General features: G+C 66.3%; 18 protein-coding genes. 12 read left to right on the forward strand and 6 right to left on the reverse strand.

The window, feature by feature from the left end:
* Positions 1–160: 160 nt before the first annotated feature.
* Positions 161–655, forward strand: a complete 495-nt coding sequence (locus ACXAD2_RS12880; RefSeq protein ID WP_475170542.1) for a putative pterin-binding protein — start codon at positions 161–163, stop codon at positions 653–655.
* Positions 652–3,204: a hybrid sensor histidine kinase/response regulator gene (locus ACXAD2_RS12885; protein WP_475170544.1), complete on the forward strand. Its 2,553-nt coding sequence runs from the start codon at positions 652–654 to the stop codon at positions 3,202–3,204. Before ACXAD2_RS12880 ends, ACXAD2_RS12885 begins: the two co-directional genes overlap by 4 nt.
* Here the strand turns inward: ACXAD2_RS12885 and cueR are convergent.
* From cueR to ACXAD2_RS12910, 5 genes are all read right to left on the reverse strand, one after another.
* Positions 3,201–3,611, reverse strand: coding sequence for a Cu(I)-responsive transcriptional regulator (gene cueR, locus ACXAD2_RS12890; protein WP_066102732.1), 411 nt, complete (start codon positions 3,609–3,611; stop codon positions 3,201–3,203). The genes ACXAD2_RS12885 and cueR overlap by 4 nt on opposite strands.
* Positions 3,608–6,097, reverse strand: coding sequence for a heavy metal translocating P-type ATPase (locus ACXAD2_RS12895; protein ID WP_475170548.1), 2,490 nt, complete (start codon positions 6,095–6,097; stop codon positions 3,608–3,610). Before ACXAD2_RS12895 ends, cueR begins: the two co-directional genes overlap by 4 nt.
* Positions 6,098–6,198: 101 nt before the next feature.
* Entirely contained in the window at positions 6,199–6,624 is a 426-nt protein-coding gene (locus tag ACXAD2_RS12900; RefSeq protein WP_475170550.1) for a hypothetical protein, read from the reverse strand.
* 103 nt (positions 6,625–6,727) lie between these two features.
* The gene (gene rlmN / locus ACXAD2_RS12905) at positions 6,728–7,924 is read right to left on the reverse strand and encodes a dual-specificity RNA methyltransferase RlmN (RefSeq protein ID WP_224906488.1); all 1,197 of its coding nucleotides are present in this window, start codon (positions 7,922–7,924) and stop codon (positions 6,728–6,730) included.
* A gap of 221 nt (positions 7,925–8,145) precedes the next feature.
* Positions 8,146–8,673, reverse strand: a complete 528-nt coding sequence (locus tag ACXAD2_RS12910; RefSeq protein WP_475170553.1) for an invasion associated locus B family protein — start codon at positions 8,671–8,673, stop codon at positions 8,146–8,148.
* 167 nt (positions 8,674–8,840) lie between these two features.
* Between ACXAD2_RS12910 and ACXAD2_RS12915 the strand changes: the two genes are divergently transcribed.
* On the forward strand, positions 8,841–9,857 hold the full coding sequence (locus ACXAD2_RS12915; protein WP_475170555.1) for an asparaginase: 1,017 nt from the start codon (positions 8,841–8,843) through the stop codon (positions 9,855–9,857).
* A gap of 82 nt (positions 9,858–9,939) precedes the next feature.
* On the opposite strand, the gene serB is transcribed toward ACXAD2_RS12915, so the two are convergent.
* Positions 9,940–10,806: a phosphoserine phosphatase SerB gene (serB, locus tag ACXAD2_RS12920; protein ID WP_475170557.1), complete on the reverse strand. Its 867-nt coding sequence runs from the start codon at positions 10,804–10,806 to the stop codon at positions 9,940–9,942.
* A 181-nt stretch (positions 10,807–10,987) separates the two neighbouring features.
* Between serB and ACXAD2_RS12925 the strand changes: the two genes are divergently transcribed.
* The 9 genes from ACXAD2_RS12925 (at position 10,988) to ACXAD2_RS12965 (ending at position 20,816) form a co-directional block, all read left to right on the forward strand.
* The gene (locus ACXAD2_RS12925) at positions 10,988–12,382 is read left to right on the forward strand and encodes a trypsin-like peptidase domain-containing protein (protein ID WP_475170559.1); all 1,395 of its coding nucleotides are present in this window, start codon (positions 10,988–10,990) and stop codon (positions 12,380–12,382) included.
* 42 nt (positions 12,383–12,424) lie between these two features.
* Positions 12,425–13,741, forward strand: coding sequence for a replication-associated recombination protein A (locus ACXAD2_RS12930; protein ID WP_475170562.1), 1,317 nt, complete (start codon positions 12,425–12,427; stop codon positions 13,739–13,741).
* A gap of 151 nt (positions 13,742–13,892) precedes the next feature.
* Positions 13,893–14,270: a fluoride efflux transporter CrcB gene (gene crcB, locus ACXAD2_RS12935; RefSeq protein WP_475170563.1), complete on the forward strand. Its 378-nt coding sequence runs from the start codon at positions 13,893–13,895 to the stop codon at positions 14,268–14,270.
* Positions 14,267–15,316, forward strand: a complete 1,050-nt coding sequence (locus ACXAD2_RS12940; protein ID WP_475170566.1) for an RluA family pseudouridine synthase — start codon at positions 14,267–14,269, stop codon at positions 15,314–15,316. Before crcB ends, ACXAD2_RS12940 begins: the two co-directional genes overlap by 4 nt.
* Positions 15,317–15,319: 3 nt before the next feature.
* On the forward strand, positions 15,320–15,997 hold the full coding sequence (locus ACXAD2_RS12945; RefSeq protein WP_475170569.1) for an HAD-IA family hydrolase: 678 nt from the start codon (positions 15,320–15,322) through the stop codon (positions 15,995–15,997).
* Positions 15,994–16,707 carry an ATP12 family chaperone protein gene (locus ACXAD2_RS12950; protein ID WP_475170572.1) on the forward strand — a complete coding sequence of 238 codons (714 nt, stop codon included), beginning with the start codon at positions 15,994–15,996 and terminating at the stop codon, positions 16,705–16,707. Before ACXAD2_RS12945 ends, ACXAD2_RS12950 begins: the two co-directional genes overlap by 4 nt.
* A 196-nt stretch (positions 16,708–16,903) precedes the next feature.
* Entirely contained in the window at positions 16,904–17,923 is a 1,020-nt protein-coding gene (locus ACXAD2_RS12955) for an amino acid ABC transporter substrate-binding protein (RefSeq protein ID WP_475170575.1), read from the forward strand.
* A gap of 138 nt (positions 17,924–18,061) precedes the next feature.
* Complete coding sequence (locus ACXAD2_RS12960) at positions 18,062–19,498, forward strand: amino acid ABC transporter permease (RefSeq protein ID WP_475170577.1); 1,437 nt, start codon at positions 18,062–18,064, stop codon at positions 19,496–19,498.
* Between the two features lies 1 nt (position 19,499).
* Entirely contained in the window at positions 19,500–20,816 is a 1,317-nt protein-coding gene (locus ACXAD2_RS12965; protein ID WP_475170583.1) for an amino acid ABC transporter permease, read from the forward strand.
* The last annotated feature ends 9 nt before the right edge of the window (positions 20,817–20,825 follow it).

The following is a 20,825-nucleotide window of genomic DNA, read 5'->3' on the forward strand; positions in this document are numbered from 1 at the left end:
GCAAGTTCTGGCGCAAAATTCTTACCGCTTAGTTTCGAAAACTAGTTTGGGCACTGGCAATCTGGTACGTCTTTGCGCTTGGGTAACAGCGACGTATGATATTGACCGGCAACGAAGTTCGCAAGGAGGTTGGCCACTGATGTGCCGCTGGGTGGTTTTGATGTTCGTTTGCCTGTTTTTCGGGGCTTTTTCCGGCTCGACCGCTTGGGCGCAAACGCTGCGCACACCAAGCGGCCCGGTGCTTTTGACCGTAGGTGGGCCTCTGTCAGTCAGAAACGTGCCCGAGGGGGCGTCCTTCGATCTGCCCATGCTCGAGGCACTTGGCGAGACCAGCTTCACCACCGAGACGATTTGGACCGAGGGAGAGCAGACCTTCACCGGTGTTTCGCTGCACCGGCTGCTTGATGCGCTTGGGGTCGAAGAGGGCAGTCTCCGTGCCGTGGCGATCAACGAGTATTGGGTCGAGATCCCGGTCAGCGATGCCGAACCCGATGGGCCGATCATCGCATGGGCCCGCAACGGCAAGCCGATGAGCGTACGCGACAAGGGGCCGCTCTGGGTGGTCTACCCTTATGACGACAATCCCGAGTATCGTAGCGAGATCATCTTCTCTCGCAGCATCTGGCAATTGCGAAGGATCGAAATCGAACCGTGAGCGACGCGAGCGACCCTTCTTCCGGCAGCAGCCTGCCGAACCGGAAACGCTGGGCGGCGCTGAGCGCGCCTTTCATCGTGCTGTGCCTTGCCGCGCTGGTGCTGCTGACGGTGGACGCGGCGCGGCAGATTCAAGGGCTCGCCACGGCCAACTCGGACAACGGCCAGTGGTCTCTGGCGCAGATGGAGGTGGAGTTCGGCAGCCTGCAGGCCGAGCTTGATAAGCCCGAAGGCTATACCGACCCAGAGGCGCTGCGGCTGGCGTTCGACATTTTTTACAGCCGATACCAGACGATTTCTCGCGGCGCGCTCTACGCCGATATCGTCAACACGCCCACCGCAGAAGGGCCGATGCGCACCGTGCGCGAGTTTCTGCAAGACACCGTGCCGCTGATCGACGGCCCCGAGGAAGACCTGCTGGCGGCGCTGCCGGAGCTGCGTGAGCAAGCAGAGCCGGTGCGGCTGGCGATCCGCGAGGTCTCTCTGTCGGGGGTACGGGCGTTCTCGGCGGCCTCCGACACCCAGCGGCGCAGGGTGATGAACTCTCTGGTGCGGCTTTCGGGAATGGCGCTGATCCTCGTGCTGGCGCTTGCGCTCGGCGTGGTGGCGCTCTGGCAGCTGATGCATGTGGCCCGCGATCAGGCGCAGCGCCGGGCCCGCGCCAATCACCGGCTCGAAGCGGTGGTCTCGACGGCGCTTGACGGGATCGTGGTGACCGATGGCGCGGGGCGGATCCTGCAGTTCAACGGTGCGGCGGAATGCATTTCCGGCCATGGCCGCGATCTGACGCTGGGCCGTCCGGCCTCCGAACTGCTGTTCCCGCCCGGCAGCCCGGAGGCGCGTGATCTGACCCTTTCGAGACATGCCGGGAGAGGCCGGGTGCGCTGCGAGGGGCTGCGCGCCGATGGCACGCGCTACCCGATGGAGCTTTCGGTGACCGAGACGGAACATGAGGGCGACATGCTGCGCGCGGTCTATTTCCGCGACATCACCCGCGACATCAGCGCCGAGGAAGAACTGGTCGAGGCGCGCGACAAGGCGGTTGAGGGCGAAAAGGCCAAGGCGCATTTCATCGCCATCATGAGCCACGAAATGCGCACGCCGCTGAACGGTATGATCGGTGCGCTGGAACTGCTGACCGAAACGGAACTGAACCGTGACCAGCGCGAATATCTGCAGATCCTGCGCCGTGCCGGGGATGTGCTTTTGCAGCATGTGAACGACGTGCTCGACCATACGCGGCTGGAGACCGGGCGTTTCAGCTTTGCCCGCGCCCCCTTCGATCCGGTGGAGCTTGCGCGGGAAGTGGTGGACGTGCTGCGGCCCACGGCGGCGGCGCGCGGCAACATGCTGCAGGTCTCGCTGCCCGAAGGGGGCTGCCCGCTGATGATGGGGGACCCGACGCGCCTGAGACAGGTGCTGGTCAACCTCATGGGCAATGCGATCAAATTCACCGAGAATGGCGAAATTCACCTCACGCTGGATTGTCCCGACCGGACCGGCACGCTGAATTTCGAGGTGGCGGACAATGGCATCGGCATCGCCGAGGACCAGCAGGAGCGCATCTTTGAGGATTTCGTGACGCTCAACTCCTCTTACATGCGCGCGGCAGAGGGCACCGGGCTGGGGCTGGGGATCGTCCGGCGGCTGGTCAATGCGATGGGCGGCGAGGTCTCGGTCGAAAGCACGCCGGGGATGGGCACGCGCTTCAGCGTTGCGCTGCCTGCCGAACGTGCGCCACTTCAGGCGCTGCCGCCAGCCCCGGTGCAGAACCCTCAGATGGCCCCTTCACGCATCCTCGTGGTCGAGGACAATCCGGTGAACCGCCTCGTGGCGAACGCCATGCTGCGCAAGATGGGGCATACGGTGATCGAGGCACGCGACGGCGCGGAGGGGCTGAAGATCGCGGCGGAAGAGGCCTTTGACCTTGTGCTGATGGATATCTCGATGCCCGGCCTTGATGGTGTCGAAACCACGCGCCGTCTGCGCGCCGGGGGCGGGCCGAACGCCGAAACGCCCATCGTCGCGCTCACCGCCCATGCGCTGCCCGCCGATATCGCGCGCTTCCGCGAGGCGGGCATGAAAGTGACCCTTACCAAGCCGATCACATGGCGGGCGCTGACCGAAGCGATTGCGGGGATCGCCCCGGTTGCTGCTCCGCTCCCCGAGGCACAGAGTGCGGCGGATATGGATCCGCAGGACACCCCGGTGCTGGACGACGTGGCGCTCGACGCCGCGGCGACGACGTTGGGGGCAGAGCTTTTCGCCTCGCTGCGCGACCGTTTCGTGTCCGAGACCGAAGACGGTCTGCGCGAACTGGCAAAGGAAATGCGCGCCGGGATCGACCCGACGCGCTATGCCGAGAAGGTCCACCGGATCGCGGGATCCGCCGCGGTGTTTGGTGCCAGTGCCCTGCACGCCGCCTTGCGCGTCGAGGAAGAGCGCGCCCGGTCGAGTGAGACGCTGCCGCCCGGCAGCCTCGACGCGGTGATGCCGGTTTGGCAGGCGACCCGCCGGGCGCTGCTCGAGCTTGAGACCCAAGCGCCCTAGGGCTCGGACGGTGCTTTGCAGGGCTCTGAGGCCAGATCGCTGAGGATCGGGCAATCGGGGCGGTCGTCGCCGTGGCAGGCGTGGACGAGATGCGCCAGCGTGTCGCGCATCTGCTGCAACTGCGCCAGCTTCTCGTCGATCTGCGCCAGATGGTCCTCGGCGATATGCTTCACCTCGGCGCTTGCGCGGCTTTCGTCTTCGTAGAGCGCCAGCAGCGCGCGGCAGTCTTCGATGGTAAAACCCAACGTCCGCGCGCGGGCGAGGAAGGCCAGCTTGTGCACGTCCTGCTCGGTGAACGCACGGTAGCCGTTGGCGCCCCGGTGCGGCGTCACGAGGCCGATATCCTCGTAATAACGGATGGTCTTGGGCGGCAGCCCGGCGCGGGTGGCGACATCTCCGATATTCATGCCTCGGCCTCCTGCGGTGCGGCAGACTGCGCCGGGCGCGCGGCACGCTCCTGCGCCATGGCCGGGGCGAGCCTGCGCAGACGCAGCGCGTTGCTTAGGACAAAGACCGACGACAGCGCCATCGCGCCCGCCGCCAGCATCGGCGAAAGCAGCGTGCCGAAGGCCGGGTAAAAGACCCCAGCCGCCACCGGGATCAGCGCCACGTTGTAGCCGAAGGCCCAGAAGAGGTTCTGACGGATGTTGCGCAGCACGGCGCGGCTCAGGTGCACGGCCTCGACAACGCCCCGCGTGTCGCCCGAGACAAGCACCACATCGGCGCTTTCGATGGCGACATCGGTGCCGGTGCCCATGGCGAGGCCGACCTCGGCCTCGGCCAGCGCCGGGGCGTCGTTGATGCCATCGCCGACGAAGCCCACAGCGCCATGCGCGTCGCGTAGCGCTCGCACCGCGTCGCGCTTGCCCTCGGGCAGCACCTCGGCCTCCACATGGTCGATGCCCAGCTCGGCGGCGATGGCCTGCGCCGTGGCACGGGTGTCGCCGGTGATCATCGCGGTCTTCAGCCCCATGTCGTGCAGCTTGGCGATGGCGGCCTTGGCACCGGGTTTGACCTTGTCGGCCACGGCCAGCGCTCCGGCGACCTGCCCGTCGACGGCGACCAGCACCGGCGTTTGCCCGGCCCCGGCGATCTCGTCGTGCGCGGCGCTCAGCGCGCCAAGGTCGATCCCCTCGCGCGCCATCAGCCGGGCGGCGCCGACCAGCACACGCCGTCCCTCGACGCGGGCACTGAGGCCGTGGCCGGCGATGGCCTCGACCTCTTCGGCCTGTGGCAGGGTGCCCTCGGCGGCGCGCTCCAGCGCCCGCGCGATCGGGTGCTCCGAGCTTTGCTCGGCGCTGGCGGCAAGGCGCAGCACTTCATGCTCGTCGAAACCCGGAGCGACGGAGGTGCGCACCAGTTCGGGCCGCCCCTCGGTCAGCGTGCCGGTCTTGTCGAAGGCGACGATGCCGACGCTTTCCAGCCGCTGCAGCGCGTCGCCCTTGCGGAAGAGCACGCCCAGCTCGGCGGCCCGCCCGGTGCCGACCATGATCGAGGTCGGCGTGGCGAGCCCCATGGCGCAGGGGCAAGCGACGATCAGCACCGAGACCCCGGCCACGAGCGCGTAGGTCAGGGCAGGGGAGGGGCCGAAGATCAGCCACGCAAGGAAGGTGAGCGCGGCGGCGGCCATGACGGCGGGGACGAACCAGATCACCACCTTGTCGGCGAGCGCTTGGATCGGCAGCTTGGCGCCCTGCGCCTCTTCGACCATGGCGATGATCCGCGCCAGCATAGTGTCGGCGCCCACCGCGGTGGCCCGGAAGCTGAGCGCGCCCGCGCCATTGACCGTACCGCCAACCACGGTGGCGCCTTCCGATTTCTCCACCGGCACCGGCTCGCCAGTGATCATGCTCTCATCGACATAAGAGCGCCCGGTCAGCACCTCGCCATCGACGGCAATGCGCTCGCCCGGACGGACGTGCAGCACATCGCCCTGCACCACCTCGGCGATGGGCAGTTCGGTGATCTCGCCTTCCCGCTCGACACGCGCGGTCGAGGGTTTCAGCCCGACCAGCCGCTTAATCGCCGCCCCGGTGCGGCCCTTGGCGCGCGCCTCCAGGAAGCGGCCCAGCAGGATCAGCGTGACGATCACGCCCGCCGCCTCGAAATAGACCGCCCGCGTGCCCTCGGGCAGTAGCCCGGGCAGGAACAGCGCGACGGTGGAGTAGAGCCAGGCCGCCAATGTGCCGAGCGCCACCAGTGAGTTCATGTCCGGCGCGCCCTTGAGCAGCAGCGGCAGGCCGATCTGGTAGAACCGCCGCCCCGGCCAGACCAGCACCGTGGTGACCAGAACGAACTGGATCAGCCAAGAGGTGGTCATTCCGATGGTCCCGGCGATCAGCTCGTGAAAACCGGGGATGAAATGGCCGCCCATTTCCAGAATGAACACCGGCGCGGTCAGCACGGCGGCAACGATCAGGTCGCGCTTCAGCGCCGTTTGCTCGGCACTCTTGCGGGCTTCCTGCTCGGCGCTGTCGTCGCTGGCGAGGCTGGCCTTATAGCCCGCGCCTTCGACCGCGTGGATCAGCGCCGGGGCCTCGGCAGAGCCGCTCAGCAGCTTCACCTCGGCGGTCTCGCTGGCGAGGTTCACGTTCGCCGAGAGCACGCCGGGCACATCGGCCAGCGCCCGCTCGACACGGCCCGCGCAGGAGGCGCAGCTCATGCCCTCGATGCCGAGGCGCATGGTCGACTCGCCGGCAGGGTAGCCCGCCTTGTCCAGCGCCGCGCGCAGCGCGGGCACCCCGGCGCTACCTTCCACATGCGCCATCTTGGTTGCGAGGTTCACCGAGGCGTCGGTGACGCCCTCGACCCCGGCCAGCGCCTTCTGCGCGCGTCCCGCGCAGCCGCCGCAGGTCATCTTCGTCACTTCGAAGCGCAGGCTTCCGTCGGCCATGATGCAACTCCTTCCAATCTTGGTCGCCTCACAACATAAGGCTTCCAGTCACTGGAAGGTCAAGGGCACGCTTTCACTTGGCACGCGTCCGTGATGGGGGATCAGTTCAGGCGGCAGTCGAGGCGCGCGCGGCATTCCTCGCAGAGCAGCGGCAGGCCAAGCCGCTCGGCGGCGTTGGTCAGCGTCAGAATATGGATGGGTGTGACCAGCATGGTGGCCTCGGCCAGCGCCAGATCGCGGTCTTGCTCGGTGGCGGTCAGCACAAAACGGGCAATGGCGCGCTCATCGTCGGAGAGGCCGGTCGCCTCCGGCGGGAGGATGAGCGGAGCGTGCCACCCGTGCGTGGTGAGCAAATCCGCGAAATCACCCAAGGCGCGCAGGCAGGCGCGGACGCGCGTGAAGCCGAGCGCGTCGCGCAATTCGAGCTGCGCGGTGGCTTCGTCATTCTCGCGCCACAGCCTCAGCAGCCGCACCACCCGCGCTTCCGCGGGGCGCAACGCCACCAGGTCGAACCGTTCATGTCGCATGGAACCTCTCCCAGCCAGTCGCCCCGATGGGGCCGTCGATCCGGGCTGTCCCGGAGGCGGGACTGGCTGGGTGAGGTAATCCTGATTAATTAAATCAGGTAAGTCAAGCCGCGCCGCCGATGCCGCTTTCGGCCTCGATCTGCTTGCGCGATTTGCGGGCGCGTTCGGTGGCCGATTTCAGCTGACCGCAGGCGGCCATGATGTCCTCGCCGCGCGGGGTGCGGATCGGCGAGGCGTAGCCAGCCTTGTAGATGATGTCGGCGAACCGCTCGATCCGCTCCCAGTCCGAGCGCTGGTAGGGCGCGCCGGGCCATTCGTTGAACGGGATGAGATTGATCTTGGCCGGGATGCCCGAGATCAGCTTCACCAGACGGCGCGCGTCGGCATCGGTGTCGTTCACATCCTTGAGCATCACATATTCGAAGGTGATGCGCTCGGAGTTCGACAGCCGCGGATATTCACGCAGCGCGTTCAGCAGTTCTTCGATGTTCCAGCGCTTGTTGATCGGCACCAGCTTGTTGCGCACCTCATCGGTGGTGGCGTGGAAGCTGACCGCCATCAGGCAGCCGATCTCTTCGGCGCATTTGGCGATCTCCGGTACGACGCCCGAGGTCGACAGGGTGATGCGGCGGCGCGACAGGGCGATGCCCTCGCCGTCCATGGCGATCTTCATCGCGTCGCGCACGTTGTCGAAGTTGTAGAGTGGCTCACCCATGCCCATCAGCACGATGTTCGACAGCAGGCGCGGCCCGCTCTCGCCGGTGCCGGTGCCCGGCTCGGGCCATTCGCCAAGATCGTCGCGCGCCAGCATGACCTGACCGATGATCTCGCCGGCGGTCAGATTGCGCACCAGCTTTTGCGTGCCGGTGTGGCAGAACGAGCAGGTGAGGGTGCAGCCGACCTGAGAGGAGATGCAGAGCGTGCCGCGATCTTCCTCGGGGATGTAGACCACCTCGACCTCGTGGCCGCCGGCGATGCGCACGAGATATTTGCGGGTGCCATCCGCCGAGACCTGCTTCGAGACGATCTCGGGCAGCGAGATCGCGAATTTCTCGTCGAGCAGCGCGCGGTAATCCTTGGAGAGATTGGTCATCGCCGAGAAGTCGCGGACGCCCCAGTGATAGACCCACTGCCAGATTTGGCCGACCCGCATCTTCGCCTGTTTCTCCGGCGTGCCAGCCTCGATCAGGGCGGCGCGCAGGGCGTCACGGGTGAGCCCGATCAGGTTCACCTTGCCCTCTTCGGGCTGCTTGCGGGGGATCGTCACCACGTCCTGGGTGATCGGCGCGCTGGCGGTCATCTCGTCATCCTCGGAAAAAGAAGGCCTCTCCATACAGGATTCGCCTGCAAAAAGTCAAAGGGAACGCGCAGGCGCGTTCCCTCGGTGAAGCTCATCTGTGGATGGCCCCTGAAATTTCAACCGGCCTGTGCGTGGCTGCGCCGGAATTTGAGTATTTTCGGAAAGATGAAAGCGCTTCGGGGTGCCTTTCATCTTTCTCCAAATACTCCCGCGCTACCGGCTTAGTTGGTGCAGCGCTTCTCCGCATCCTCGACCGCGGCGGTGAAGCCCAGCAGCGAGAAGGTGTCCTTGGTCTGCGTGCCACGGCTTGACCGCGCGGTCAGCGTGGCATCGGCGCCGCGCTTCATCGCCGCGATGATCTTGGCATCGTCCTGCGGCGTTGCGGGCCATGCCCATTCGCCCTCTGTGTAGAGCTCGAAGGTCTCGCCCGAGACATTCGCCTCGACGGTCGAGCCGCCCGCGAACGGGTACCCACCGGTGAAGGCGACCTGGCCCATGACATTGGCCTCGGGGCGGTAGAAGACCATCAAAAGGATATCACCGCGCTTCACCGAGACGACGCGGCCGTCCTTGGTGTTGACGCTTTCCTTGTAGGTGGTCACCGCCCAGCATTCGCGCGGGCTGTTGCCTTCGAACACCGACCAGTCGGTGATCGCATTCACCCGGTTGGTGCTTTCTTCCTGCGCGACACCCGCCGTTGCGGTCAGCGCCATCGCTGCGCCCAGAACCCCACCGAGAATTGACTTCATACCTGCAGCCTCCAGCCGTGCTTGCCTCTAGATGTGTGGCGCGCCTCCAACCTGTTCCGGTCCCTTGACCGGCGCGACCATTCGTGCTCGACGGCGGGACAATAGACCGAAACACGCGGGGCGAGAAAGCCCCGATGGCAGATTATCGCTCGTTTGTGAGGACCCCCATGCGTCAAGAGCCCATCACCGCCGCCGTACCTCTGGTGGAGGTCCGTCGCGGGCCGCTCGCGGAAAGCCTGCATATGGGGCACGCGGTGATCTGTGACGCCTCCGGCAGCATCGTACACGCTTGGGGCGATCCGGATGCGGTGGTCTATCCGCGCTCCTCGTCGAAAATGATTCAGGCGCTGCCGCTGGTCGCCTCGGGTGCTGCCGAGGCATGGCATCTGACCCCGCCGCAGCTGGCACTCGCCTGCGCTTCGCATCAGGGCGCGCCAATTCATGTGGCGGCGGTCGAAGCGTGGCTGGCGGATCTGGAACTTTCGGAGGCGGACCTGCGCTGCGGCGCCCAGCCGAGCCGCGACAAGGCTCTGAAGCTGCAGATGATCCGCGAGGGCGAAAGCCCCTGCCAATTGCACAACAACTGCTCGGGCAAGCACGCGGGCTTCCTGACGCTCAGCCAGTATCTGGGGGCCGGTCCCGAATATGTGCTGCCAGAGCATCCAGTGCAGGTGGCGGTGCGCGATGCCTTCGAGGAGGTGACCGGCGCGGGTAGCCCCTGCTTCGGCATCGACGGCTGCTCGGCCCCCAACCACGCCACCACGATGGCAGGCATGGCGCGGGCCATGGCGTGGTTCGCCAGCGCGCAGCAGCGCGGCGATACGCTCAGCCGCGCCGGCGCGCAGCTGGTGGAGGCGATGTATGCCTATCCCGATCTTGTGGCGGGCGAGGGCCGTGCCTGCACCTTGCTCATGCGCGCCGCGCTGGAGCCGCTGGCGATCAAGACCGGGGCCGAGGGCTATTTCGTCGCCATCCTGCCGGAACGCGGTCTGGGCGTTGCGGTCAAGATCATCGATGGCGCGACGCGCGCAGCGGAATGCGTGATGGCCGCGCTGCTGGTGCGTCTTGGCGTGGCGGACCCGGCGCATCCCGACGTGCACCGTTTTCTGAACCCCGAGCTGCGCAATTTCGCAGGCCATCTCACCGGGGAAATCCGGCCGCTGGACACGCTCTTCGCGGCGTGACCGCGGGGTCTTCTTCTCTTTGAAAATACGCCGGGGGTGAGCCGCGCAGCGGCGAGGGGGCAGCGCCCCCTCCTCCCAGCTCTCAGCCGGCGAATTCGTCGCGGGCGTAGCCCTGCAGGAACAGCAGCGCGGTCAGATCGCCAAGGTTCACCCGCAGCGCGCATTCCGCCTGCACCGAGGGTTTGGCATGCAGCGCGACGCCAAACCCGGCGCGGCCCAGCATCCCCAGATCATTCGCGCCGTCGCCCACAGCGAGCACGTCGGCCTCGGTGATGCCGAGCCGCGCGGTGATCTCTTCCAGCGCCTGTACCTTTGCCTCGCGCCCGAGGATGGGCCGTGCCGGGATGCCGGTGAGCTTGCCGTCCTCGACCAGCAGCGTGTTGGCGCGGTTCTCGTCGAAGCCAACCTGCGCCGCCACCTTGCCGGTGAAGGCAGTGAAGCCGCCCGAGACCAGCGCCGCATAGGCACCGTTGGCCTTCATCGTCGCCACGAGGGCAGGGCCGCCCGGCATCAGCGTGATGCGGGTCTCGAGCACCTTGTCGATGACGCTCTCCGGCAAGCCCTTCAACAGCGCCACCCGCTCGGTCAGCGCGCCTTCGAAGTCGAGCTCGCCGTTCATCGCCCGCGCGGTGATCTCCTTCACATGCGCGCCGACCCCGGCTTCCTCGGCCAGCTCGTCGATGCATTCCTGCTGGATCATCGTGCTGTCCATATCCGCCAGCAGCATCTTCTTGCGGCGGCCTTTGCCCGGCAGCAGGTTCACGTCTGCCTGATCGGCGAGCGAGGCGCGCACCTCCTCGAAGTTGCCGGGCGCGGTCTCGATCGGGAACTCCGCCGCTTCGCCATCCGACAGCACGGTGACGGGGCCACCGCCGAAGGCGTTGCGCAGGCTGTCGACCAGCGCGGTATCCAGCGTGCCGGGGCGGGCGATGAGCGAGACGATCTGCATGAGGGCACTCCAATGACTGACGCGGCGGCTTCTGACACGGCGCGCGCGGCATTTCCAGTCTTAGCAGCTCCGGTCTTGGCCGCGCCTCGCACACGCAAAGCGCACGGCGCGCGCACCGGGGCGTGACTTGCATTCCAAAGATCCGCTCGACATATCCCAAGAGGTACTGGAGGACCGCTACATGCTGCGAAACATCCTGATCGTTCCCGCCCTCAGCCTTGCCCTGACAGCCGTGCCGGCGCTTGCCGAGACCTCGGCCAAGGTGCCGCAAAGCAAGGCGGAGATTTCCCTCTCATTTGTGCCGCTGGTGAAAAAGGCGACCCCGGCGGTGGTCAATATCTACGCCAGCCGCGTGGTCGAGGCGCGAAGCCCTTTCGCGGGCGATCCGCTCTTCGGCAACCTCTTCAGCGATTTTCGCGGGCGGCCGCGGGTGCAGAACTCGCTGGGCTCGGGGGTGATCCTGTCGGCGGATGGCATCGTCGTTTCGAATTTCCACGTGGTGGGGCAGGCGACCGACATCCGCGTGGTGCTCAACAATGGCGCCGAGTATGACGCCGAGGTTCTGCTGGCCGACGAGGAAGCCGATCTGGCGATCCTGAAGCTCGACGGCGCCAAGGGCATGCCCTTCCTGCCGCTGCGCGACAGCGATTCCGTCGAGGTGGGCGAACTGGCGCTGGCCATCGGCAACCCTTTCGGCGTGGGTCAGACCGTCAGTTCGGGCATCGTGTCGGGCCTTGCCCGCTCGGGCACAGCCACCGGCAACGCGCGCGGCTATTTCATCCAGACCGATGCGCCGATCAACCCGGGCAACTCTGGCGGTGCGCTGATCGACGTGAAGGGCCAGCTCATCGGCGTGAACACCTCGATCCTCACCCGCTCGGGCGGCTCGAACGGCATCGGCTTCGCCATCCCCTCGGCGCTGGTGAGTCAATTCGTCGAACAGGCGCAGGCGGGCAACACCTCCTTCGAGCGGCCTTGGGCCGGGATGACCGGGCAGAGCGTGGATGCGGATCTGTCGGAAAGTCTTGGCATGGGGCTGCCCGGCGGTGTGCTAATCTCGGAGCTGCATGAGGCCAGCCCCTTCGCCAAGGCCGGGCTCGACGTGGGGGATGTGGTGCTCGAGGTCGACGACCAGCCGGTGAACACGCCGGCAGAGATGCTCTACCGCATGTCGGTGACGGGGCTGGGCCATAAGGCGCAGATCACCTATCTTCATAACGGCGCGCAGAAAGAAGCCAAGGTCGCGATGATCGCCGCGCCCGACGAGCCGCCGCAGCAGCGCGTCACGCTGGACGAGCGGGCGGTGCTGCCGGGGCTGACGCTGGCACGGCTGAACCCGGCGGTGCAGACCGAGCTCGGCCTGCCGCTTGCGGGGAGCGACGGCGTCGTGGTGGTCGATCCCGGCCCATGGGGCGCGCGGATCGGCCTGCAGCGCGGAGATCTGCTGCGGGCAGTGAACGGCCATCAGATCGCGCTGCCCGGCGATGTTGACGGGCTGCTGAAGGACGCGGCGCCGCGCATCCAGATCGACGCGCAGCGCGGCAATGGCCGCATCTCGCTGCGCTTCAGGGCCTGACGCGGGACGAGCAAAACATGGCCATGGGAGGGGCCGACACAGATGGCCGATCTATTCGATGACCCCGCCGGGGCTGCGACGCCGGCACAGTCCGGACCTCGTCCGTTGGCGGACCGCCTGCGCCCCAAGGCGCTGGGCGAGGTGATCGGCCAGCAACAGGTGCTCGGCCCCGAGGCGCCGCTTGGGGTGATGCTGGCGTCGGGGGCGCTCTCCAGCCTGATCTTCTGGGGGCCGCCGGGGGTGGGCAAGACCACCATCGCGCGGCTGCTGGCCGATGCCACGGACCTGCATTTCGTGCAGATCAGCGCGATCTTCAGCGGTGTGCCCGAGTTGCGCAAGGTCTTCGAGGCGGCGCGCCACCGCCACGCCAACGGGCAGGGCACGCTGCTCTTCGTCGACGAGATTCACCGGTTCAACAAGGCGCAGCAGGACGGCTTCCTGCCGCATATGGAAGACGGCACCATCCTGCTTGTGGGGGCCACCACCGAGAACCCCAGTTTCGAGCTCAATGCGGCGCTCCTGTCGCGTGCGCAGGTGCTGGTGCTCGAACGTCTGGGCCTTGCCGATCTTGAAAGCCTCGCGCAGCGCGCCGAGCGGGAACTGGATCGCAGCCTGCCGCTTGATGCTGCCGCGCGTGCGGCGCTCCTCGAGATGGCCGATGGCGATGGCCGCGCGCTGCTCAACCTCATCGAGCAGATCATGGCGTGGAAGGTTGACGCGCCGCTGGCCCCCGAGGCGCTCTCGGCCCGGCTCATGCGCCGCGCCGCGCAATACGACAAGAGCGGCGATGGCCATTACAACCTTATCTCGGCGCTGCATAAGGCGGTGCGCGGCTCGGACCCGGATGCCGCGCTCTACTGGTTCGCGCGGATGCTGGAGGGCGGCGAGGACCCTCGCTTCCTTGCCCGGCGCCTGACCCGCATGGCCGTCGAGGACATCGGTCTGGCCGATCCGCAGGCGCAGGCGATCTGCATCGACAGCTGGCAGACCTACGAGCGGCTGGGCAGCCCCGAGGGCGAACTGGCGCTCGCGCAGGCGGTGATCTACCTCGCACTGGCCCCCAAATCCAACGCCGCCTATGTGGCCTATAAGGCCGCCAGAAGCGCCGCCAAGCGCACCGGCTCGCTGATGCCGCCCAAGCATATCCTCAACGCGCCGACCGCGATGATGAAGGATCAGGGCTATGGCAGCGGATACGCCTATGACCATGACGCCGAGGATGGGTTTTCGGGGCAGGGTTACTTCCCCGAGGCCATGGAGCGCGGCAGCTACTACGCGCCGGTCGAACGCGGCTTCGAGCGCGACCTGAAAAAGCGCGTCGACTATTTCGAGAAGCTGCGCCGCGAGCGAAAGCCCTGATCTTCCTCTTGGCGCAAATATCCCGGGGGTGAGGCGCGCAGCGCCGAGGGGGCAGAGCCCCCCTCTTCCGGCAGGGCAGCGGCAACGCCCCCACTTTGCGCCGCGGCCCCGGAAACTTGACAATTCCCCACATGCAGGACATTTCCCGCGCATGATCCTCACGGTTTTACAGGTCGCGCTCGGCGGAGCGCTGGGTGCCAGCGGGCGCTATCTCACCGGGCTTGCCATGGCGCGCCTGCTTGGCAAGGGATTCCCATGGGGTACGCTGACGGTGAACATCGTCGGCTCCTTCGCCATGGGCGTCGTCGTGGTGCTGCTGGGCAATCTTTCGGCCAACCGTTTCGCGCCCTTCCTGATGACCGGCGTGCTTGGGGGCTTTACCACGTTTTCCGCGTTTTCCCTCGACTTCGCAACGCTTTATGAGCGTGGCGACGTGGCCGTCGCCGGGGCCTATGTGGCGGTCTCAGTGGCTGTCTCGCTTGCAGCGCTCTTTGCTGGCCTGCTGATCACCAGGAGTTTCTTCGCATGAGCCGAGTACAGACCGTGACCGTGGGGCCGGGCGATGGCGATCAGCGCCTCGACCGCTGGATGAAGCGCCACTTCCCGCATGTGCCGCAGGGCCGCATCGAGAAGATGTGCCGCAAGGGCGAGATTCGCGTGGATGGTGGCCGGGTGAAAGCCTCGACCCGCCTCGCGGTGGGCAATCAGGTGCGCGTGCCGCCGCTGCCCGAGCCCGAGGAAATGGCCAAGACCGCCCCGGCAAAGCCGAAGGTCTCGGAGGCCGACAGCAAGCTGATCCAGTCCTGCGTGCTGTGGAAGGACGATCACATCATCGCCCTGAACAAGCCGCCGGGGATGCCGACGCAGGGCGGCAGCAAGCAGACACGCCATGTGGACGGGCTGGCGGAAGCGCTGAAGTTCGGCTTCGACGAGAAGCCGCGCCTCGTGCACCGGCTCGACAAGGACACGTCGGGCGTGCTGCTGCTGGCGCGGACCCGCGAGATGGCGCAGGCGCTCACCGCGGCCATCCGCCACAAGGAAACGCGCAAGATTTACTGGGCGCTGGTGGCCGGTGTGCCGACGCCGTATCTCGGCGAGATCAAATACGGGCTGGTGAAGGCTGGCGGTCACGGCAAGGGCGGCGAGGGCGAGAAGATGCGCGCCATCCACCCGCGCGAGATCGACAGCACCCCCGGCGCCAAGCGCGCCCATACGCTCTATGCCACGCTCTACCGGGTCGCGGGGCGGGCAAGCTGGGTGGCGATGGAGCCGGTGACCGGGCGCACCCACCAGCTGCGCGCGCATATGGCCGAGATCGGCCATCCGATCATCGGCGATGGCAAATACGGCGGCTCCGGTCAGGAAAACCTCGGCGATGGCTGGGGCGCGCAACTGGGCGGCATCATCTCGAAGAAGCTGCATCTGCACGCCCGCTCGATGACCTTCCTGCACCCGGTGACCAAGAAGCCGGTCACCGTCACCGCGCCGCTGCCCGAGCATATGACACAAAGCTGGGAGACCTTCGGCTGGACCGAGGATCTGGCAGCGGACGATCCCTTCGAAGAGCTGCACTGAGCGATGGACCTGAAACTGATCATCTTCGACGTCGACGGCACGCTGGTCGACAGTCAGGCGGATATTCTCGCGTCGATGCGCGGCGCCTTCGCCGAGGTCGGGATCGAGACGCCGAGCCGCGAAGAGATTCTCGGCATCGTCGGGCTGTCGCTGCCGGTGGCCGTGGCGCAACTGGCACCGCAGGCCGATGCGCGCACCGTCGAGGCAATGGTCGAGGGCTACAAGACCACCTACATGCGCCTGCGCGCGCAATCGGGCACGCCGGTCAGCTCGCCGCTCTATCCGCATGTGCGCGAGATGCTGGAGGCGCTGCATGCGCGGCCCGAATGGCTGCTTGGCATCGCCACCGGCAAGTCGCGCCGCGGGCTCGACAAGCTGGTCGACGGGCACGGCATCCGCAACCTCTTTGTCACCCAGCAATGCGCCGACGATCACCCGTCGAAGCCGCATCCCGCCATGCTGCAGGCCGCGCTCGCCGAAGCGGGCGTGGATGCCCGCGACGCGGTGATGCTGGGCGACACGAGCTTTGACATGGATATGGCCGCCGCCGCCGGGATCCACGGGATCGGCGTCAGCTGGGGCTATCACGACCGCGCGCGCCTTGCCTCGGCGCGCAGCATCATCGACGATATCCGCGCGCTTCCGGCGCTGCTGGACCAACTCTGGAGCCAAGCCGCATGAGCGAATGGGCCCCCCGCCGCTTCTACAAGGACGCCACGGTCGAAGAGGCCGAAGGTGGTTTCACCGTGCACCTTGACGGGCGCCCGCTGCGCACGCCGGGCAAGGCCGCGCTGGTGGTGCCGAGCCGCGCCATCGCCGAGGCCATGGCCGAGGAGTGGCGCGCGCAGGACGAGAAGATCGACCCCGCGACCATGCCCTTCACCCGCACCGCCAACAGCGCCATCGACAAGGTGGCGACGCAGCACGCGGATGTGGCGGATATGCTGGCCGAATACGGCGACAGCGATCTGCTGTGCTACCGCGCCGACAGCCCCGACGTGCTGGTGCAGCGCCAACAGGCGCAATGGGATCCGCTGCTGGATTGGGCCGAGCGCGAACTTGGCGCGCGGCTCGAAACGCGGCAGGGACTGATGCACGCGCCGCAGCCCGAGCCCGCGCTGCGGGTGCTGCGCGAGCGTACCCATGCGCTCAGCCCGTTCGAATTGGCGGCCTTCCACGATCTCGTGGCGCTCACCGGCTCGCTGGTGCTAGGATTCGCCGCCACCGGCAAGGCGCATGACGCCGAGGAAATCTGGGCGCTGTCGCGGCTGGACGAGAGCTTTCAGGCGGAACTCTGGGGCGAGGACGCAGAGGCCACGGAAGCCGCTGAGATCAAACGCGATGCCTTTCTGCACGCGCACCGCTTCTTTGCCCTCTGCGGGACTGCCTAAACGTATATCTCTTCCCGAGTTGTTGCGTAAGATGCAGGCATTTGCATGCCTTTTTCGCGCCGCACCGGCTTGACCTTGCCGAAAGTTTCCTCCCAAACTCCCCCCAGCACAGGGAGGGAGCCCCTGGCTGCACAAACCGATCCAGCAAGGATCAAGAGCCGGTCCACAAGGGGCCGGGCAACAGGAAGAGGTTAACATGAAAAAAACCGTAACTCTGGGCGCTCTGACGGCTGCCGCCTTCGCGGCTGGCGCTGCAGGTGCTGCGACCCTGGACGACGTGAAAGCGGCTGGGGAGCTGAAGTGCGGTGTGTCGACGGGTCTGGCCGGTTTCTCGGCACCCGATGCAAACAACGTGTGGCAGGGTTTCGACGTGGCGTACTGCCGCGCGCTCGCCGCAGCCGTGCTGGGCGACCCGATGGCTGTGTCGTTCACCCAGACCACCGGCCAGACCCGCTTTACCGCGCTGGCCTCGGGCGAGATCGACGTTCTGGCGCGTAACACCACCTGGACCTTCTCGCGCGATGTCGACCTGAAGTTCGAATTCATCGGCGTGAACTACTACGACGGTCAGGGCTTCATGGCACCGAAGTCGCTGGGCATCGCCTCGGCGAAAGAACTCGATGGCGCCACCGTCTGCATCCAGACCGGCACCACCACCGAGCTGAACCTCGCGGACTTCTTCCGCGCCAACAACATCAGCTACGAGCCGGTTCCGATCGAGACCAACGCCGAAGCGCAGCAGCAGTATCTGGCTGGCGCCTGTGACGTCTACACCACCGACGCCTCGGGCCTCGCAGCGACCCGCGCCACGTTCGAGAACCCGGCCGATCACGTGATCCTGCCGGAAATCATCTCGAAAGAGCCGCTCGGCCCGCTGGTTCGCCACGGCGACAACGAGTGGGGCGACATCGCCCGCTGGACTCTGAACGCACTGGTCGCCGCTGAAGAATACGGCGTGACCTCGGCAAACATCGCAGAGCTGTCCTCGGCTCCGACGAACAACCCCGAGATCAACCGTCTGCTCGGCACCGAAGGTGAACTGGGCGCGATGCTCGGCCTCGACGCAGAATGGGCCAAGCGCGCCATCATGGCGGGCGGCAACTACGGTGAGCTCTTTGAGAAGAACATCGGCGAAGCAACCCCGATCGGCCTGTCGCGCGGTCTGAACGCGCAGTGGACCGAAGGTGGCCTGCTCTACAGCCCGCCGTTCCGCTAAGATAGACTACGGCGAGGGGCGCAGGGAAACCTGCGCCCCTTTCCACCTAAACAAGAAAAACATCGCGTTTGCGTGAGGGGACGGACGGCGGATCAACCGCTGCGGTAGCCCACACAGCAAATGTCCGGGGAGACATTTATGGCGACCATGACGGATCCGCCGGAGCGAGGCTTCCGGCTGAGTCAGCTCATTTTCGACACGCGCTATCGATCGATGACCATCCAGGTGGTGGCAATGATCCTGATTGCGCTTTTGCTGTCGTGGCTGATTTCGAACACGATCCATAACCTCGAGGCATTGGGCAAGGATTTCGACTTCGGTTTCCTCGGCCAGCCTGCAGGCTATGACATCAACCAGCAGCTTATCGACTACAACAACCAGATGTCCCACGGACGTGCGGCGCTGGTGGGCATTCTGAACACCCTGCTGGTGGCCGTTCTGGGCTGTGCCCTCGCCACCGTGCTGGGGGTGATCGCGGGCGTTCTGCGCCTGTCGAACAACTGGGTCGTCTCGCGCCTGACCGCGGTCTACGTGGAAGGCTTCCGCAACGTGCCGCTGCTGCTGTGGATCGTGCTGATCTTCGCGCTGATGACCGAATCCATGCCGACACCGCGGGACTTCCGCGGCGAAGACGGGTCTTCGATGATTCTGGGCGACAGCGTCGCGATCACCAACCGCGGGGTCTATATTCCCAATGTGGTGTTCAGCCGCTCTCTGGGCGGCAACGAGGTTGCTGCGCCCGAAGCGGAAGCGCCCGCCGCAGCCGCGAGCCCGAGCACCAATATGGCCGGAACCTATGGCGCCAGCCGCATCGCCACCGGCGGGGCCGGCGTGCAGACCGGTCAGACCAATGCCGCCACCTCCACCGCAGCAGACGACGCCTCGGGGGACGCTGAGGCAGGTGAGGGCGGAGAGGTCATCCCCACCTCTTCGGTCTGGGACTGGCTGCTGATCCTCGCCGTGCTGATCGCCGGGGGCGTCGGTGCCAAGGTGCTTGGCACGCGCGCGACCCATATTCAGGAAGCAACCGGCAAGCGCCCCATGACGCTGCCTTTCCAGATCGCCTCGGTGCTTGTGCCGGTGATCGTGGTGCTGCTCCTGCTGGGCGCGTCTCTCGACAAGCCTGAATTGGGCGGCTTCAACTTCGACGGCGGCGTGCATCTGCGCAACTCGCTGATCGCCCTGTGGCTGGCGCTGTCGCTCTACACCGGCGCGTTCATCGCCGAGATCGTGCGTGGCGGTATCCTCGCCATCTCGAAAGGCCAGACCGAGGCCGCCTATGCGCTGGGTCTGCGTCCGGGCACCACGATGAACCTCGTGATCCTGCCGCAGGCGCTGCGGGTGATCATCCCGCCGCTGATCTCGCAGTTCCTCAACCTGACCAAGAACAGCTCGCTCGCCATCGCCGTGGGGTACATGGACGTGCGCTCGACCCTGGGCGGCATCACCATCAACCAGACCGGCCGTGAGCTCGAAGGCATGCTGCTGCTGGGCCTGTTCTATCTGGTGCTGAGCCTGCTGATCTCGGGCGTGATGAACATCTACAACTCCTCCGTGAAGCTGAAGGAGCGGTGACATGAGCGATACACACGCACAAACCGTCGCCTATGTCCGGGACTCGATGATTGACCAGCAGGACCCGCCGCTGACGCAAGTCGGTGCGGTGAAATGGATCCGCGAGAACCTGTTCTCCGGCTGGCTCAACATCCTGCTCACCCTGCTCTCGCTCTGGGTCATCTATGCCGCCCTGAGCCACTTGCTGCCCTGGGCCCTGCGCGGCATCTGGGATGCCTCGAGCCTCAGTGAATGTCGCGCCATCCGCGACGAGCTCTACGGGGCCGATGCCTCGGTGGCCTGTTGGGCGGTGCTGGCCGAGCGCTGGCCGCAGCTGATCTTTGGCTTCTATCCCAAAGACCTCTACTGGCGCCCGATCCTCGCCTTCCTGCTGTTCCTCGTGGCGGTCGCGCCGGTGCTGTTCAGCTCGGTGCCGCGCAAGGCGCTCTGGGTGACCGCGCTTGCGCCCTTCGCGCTGTTCTGGCTGCTCTGGGGCGGGTCGCTCTGGGGGCCGATCGCGGCCATCCTCGGCTTCGTCATCGGCTGGGCGATCATGACCTTTGCCGCGCCGAAGATCGGCTCGCTGGGGGCGGTGATCCTGACCATCATCGTTCCGGTGCTCTACTGGCTCTTCGTCGCCGGTCCGCTGGCATCGGGGCTTGCCTCCGTGCTGCCGCTGGCGCTGCAGAGCGTGCCGACGCAGAACATGGGCGGCTTCATGCTGGCCACGATCATCGGCGTGTCGGGCATCGTCCTGTCGCTGCCGCTGGGCATCCTGCTGGCGCTCGGGCGTCAGTCGGACATGTTCATCATCAACAAGTTTTCGGTGGCCTTTATTGAGATCATCCGCGGCGTGCCGCTGATCGTCTGGCTGTTCACCGCTTCGCTGCTGCTGAACTACTTCCTGCCGCCGGGCACCAACTTTGACCTGATGCTGCGCGTCATCATCATGGTTACCCTGTTCTCGGCCGCCTATATCGCCGAGGTGGTCCGCGGTGGTCTCGCCGCCCTTCCCAAAGGGCAGTATGAGGCTGCGGATGCGCTGGGTCTGGACTACTGGAAATCCATGCGGCTGATCATCCTGCCGCAGGCGCTGAAGATCTCGATCCCGGGGATCGTGAACACCTTCATCGGCCTGTTCAAGGATACCACGCTGGTCGTCTTCATCGGCCTGCTGGACCCCATCGGCTTGTCCAACTCGATCCGGGCGACCACCGACTGGAACGGTGTCTACTGGGAACTCTTCGTCTTTATCGGTCTGTGCTTCTTCATCTTCTGCTTCAGCATGGGCCGCTATTCGCTCTTCCTCGAGAAAAAGCTCCGCAGAGAGCACCGCTAAGGAGACCAA

Source organism: Salipiger sp. ABN3_019, from assembly GCF_056158605.1.

What these genes read in the sequence shown, in the direction of transcription:
- ACXAD2_RS12895 (WP_475170548.1), bottom strand. Translation starts at nt 6,097, where the DNA reads ATGGCCGACGGAAGCCTGCGCTTCGAAGTGACGAAGATGACCTGCGGC.
- ACXAD2_RS12945 (WP_475170569.1), top strand. Translation starts at nt 15,320, where the DNA reads ATGGACCTGAAACTGATCATCTTCGACGTCGACGGCACGCTGGTCGAC.
- rlmN (WP_224906488.1), bottom strand. Translation starts at nt 7,924, where the DNA reads ATGACCGCCAGCGCGCCGATCACCCAGGACGTGGTGACGATCCCCCGC.
- ACXAD2_RS12910 (WP_475170553.1), bottom strand. Translation starts at nt 8,673, where the DNA reads ATGAAGTCAATTCTCGGTGGGGTTCTGGGCGCAGCGATGGCGCTGACC.
- ACXAD2_RS12950 (WP_475170572.1), top strand. Translation starts at nt 15,994, where the DNA reads ATGAGCGAATGGGCCCCCCGCCGCTTCTACAAGGACGCCACGGTCGAA.
- ACXAD2_RS12915 (WP_475170555.1), top strand. Translation starts at nt 8,841, where the DNA reads ATGCGTCAAGAGCCCATCACCGCCGCCGTACCTCTGGTGGAGGTCCGT.
- crcB (WP_475170563.1), top strand. Translation starts at nt 13,893, where the DNA reads ATGATCCTCACGGTTTTACAGGTCGCGCTCGGCGGAGCGCTGGGTGCC.
- ACXAD2_RS12955 (WP_475170575.1), top strand. Translation starts at nt 16,904, where the DNA reads ATGAAAAAAACCGTAACTCTGGGCGCTCTGACGGCTGCCGCCTTCGCG.
- serB (WP_475170557.1), bottom strand. Translation starts at nt 10,806, where the DNA reads ATGCAGATCGTCTCGCTCATCGCCCGCCCCGGCACGCTGGATACCGCG.
- ACXAD2_RS12940 (WP_475170566.1), top strand. Translation starts at nt 14,267, where the DNA reads ATGAGCCGAGTACAGACCGTGACCGTGGGGCCGGGCGATGGCGATCAG.
- ACXAD2_RS12930 (WP_475170562.1), top strand. Translation starts at nt 12,425, where the DNA reads ATGGCCGATCTATTCGATGACCCCGCCGGGGCTGCGACGCCGGCACAG.
- ACXAD2_RS12960 (WP_475170577.1), top strand. Translation starts at nt 18,062, where the DNA reads ATGGCGACCATGACGGATCCGCCGGAGCGAGGCTTCCGGCTGAGTCAG.
- ACXAD2_RS12880 (WP_475170542.1), top strand. Translation starts at nt 161, where the DNA reads ATGTTCGTTTGCCTGTTTTTCGGGGCTTTTTCCGGCTCGACCGCTTGG.
- cueR (WP_066102732.1), bottom strand. Translation starts at nt 3,611, where the DNA reads ATGAATATCGGAGATGTCGCCACCCGCGCCGGGCTGCCGCCCAAGACC.
- ACXAD2_RS12900 (WP_475170550.1), bottom strand. Translation starts at nt 6,624, where the DNA reads ATGCGACATGAACGGTTCGACCTGGTGGCGTTGCGCCCCGCGGAAGCG.
- ACXAD2_RS12925 (WP_475170559.1), top strand. Translation starts at nt 10,988, where the DNA reads ATGCTGCGAAACATCCTGATCGTTCCCGCCCTCAGCCTTGCCCTGACA.
- ACXAD2_RS12965 (WP_475170583.1), top strand. Translation starts at nt 19,500, where the DNA reads ATGAGCGATACACACGCACAAACCGTCGCCTATGTCCGGGACTCGATG.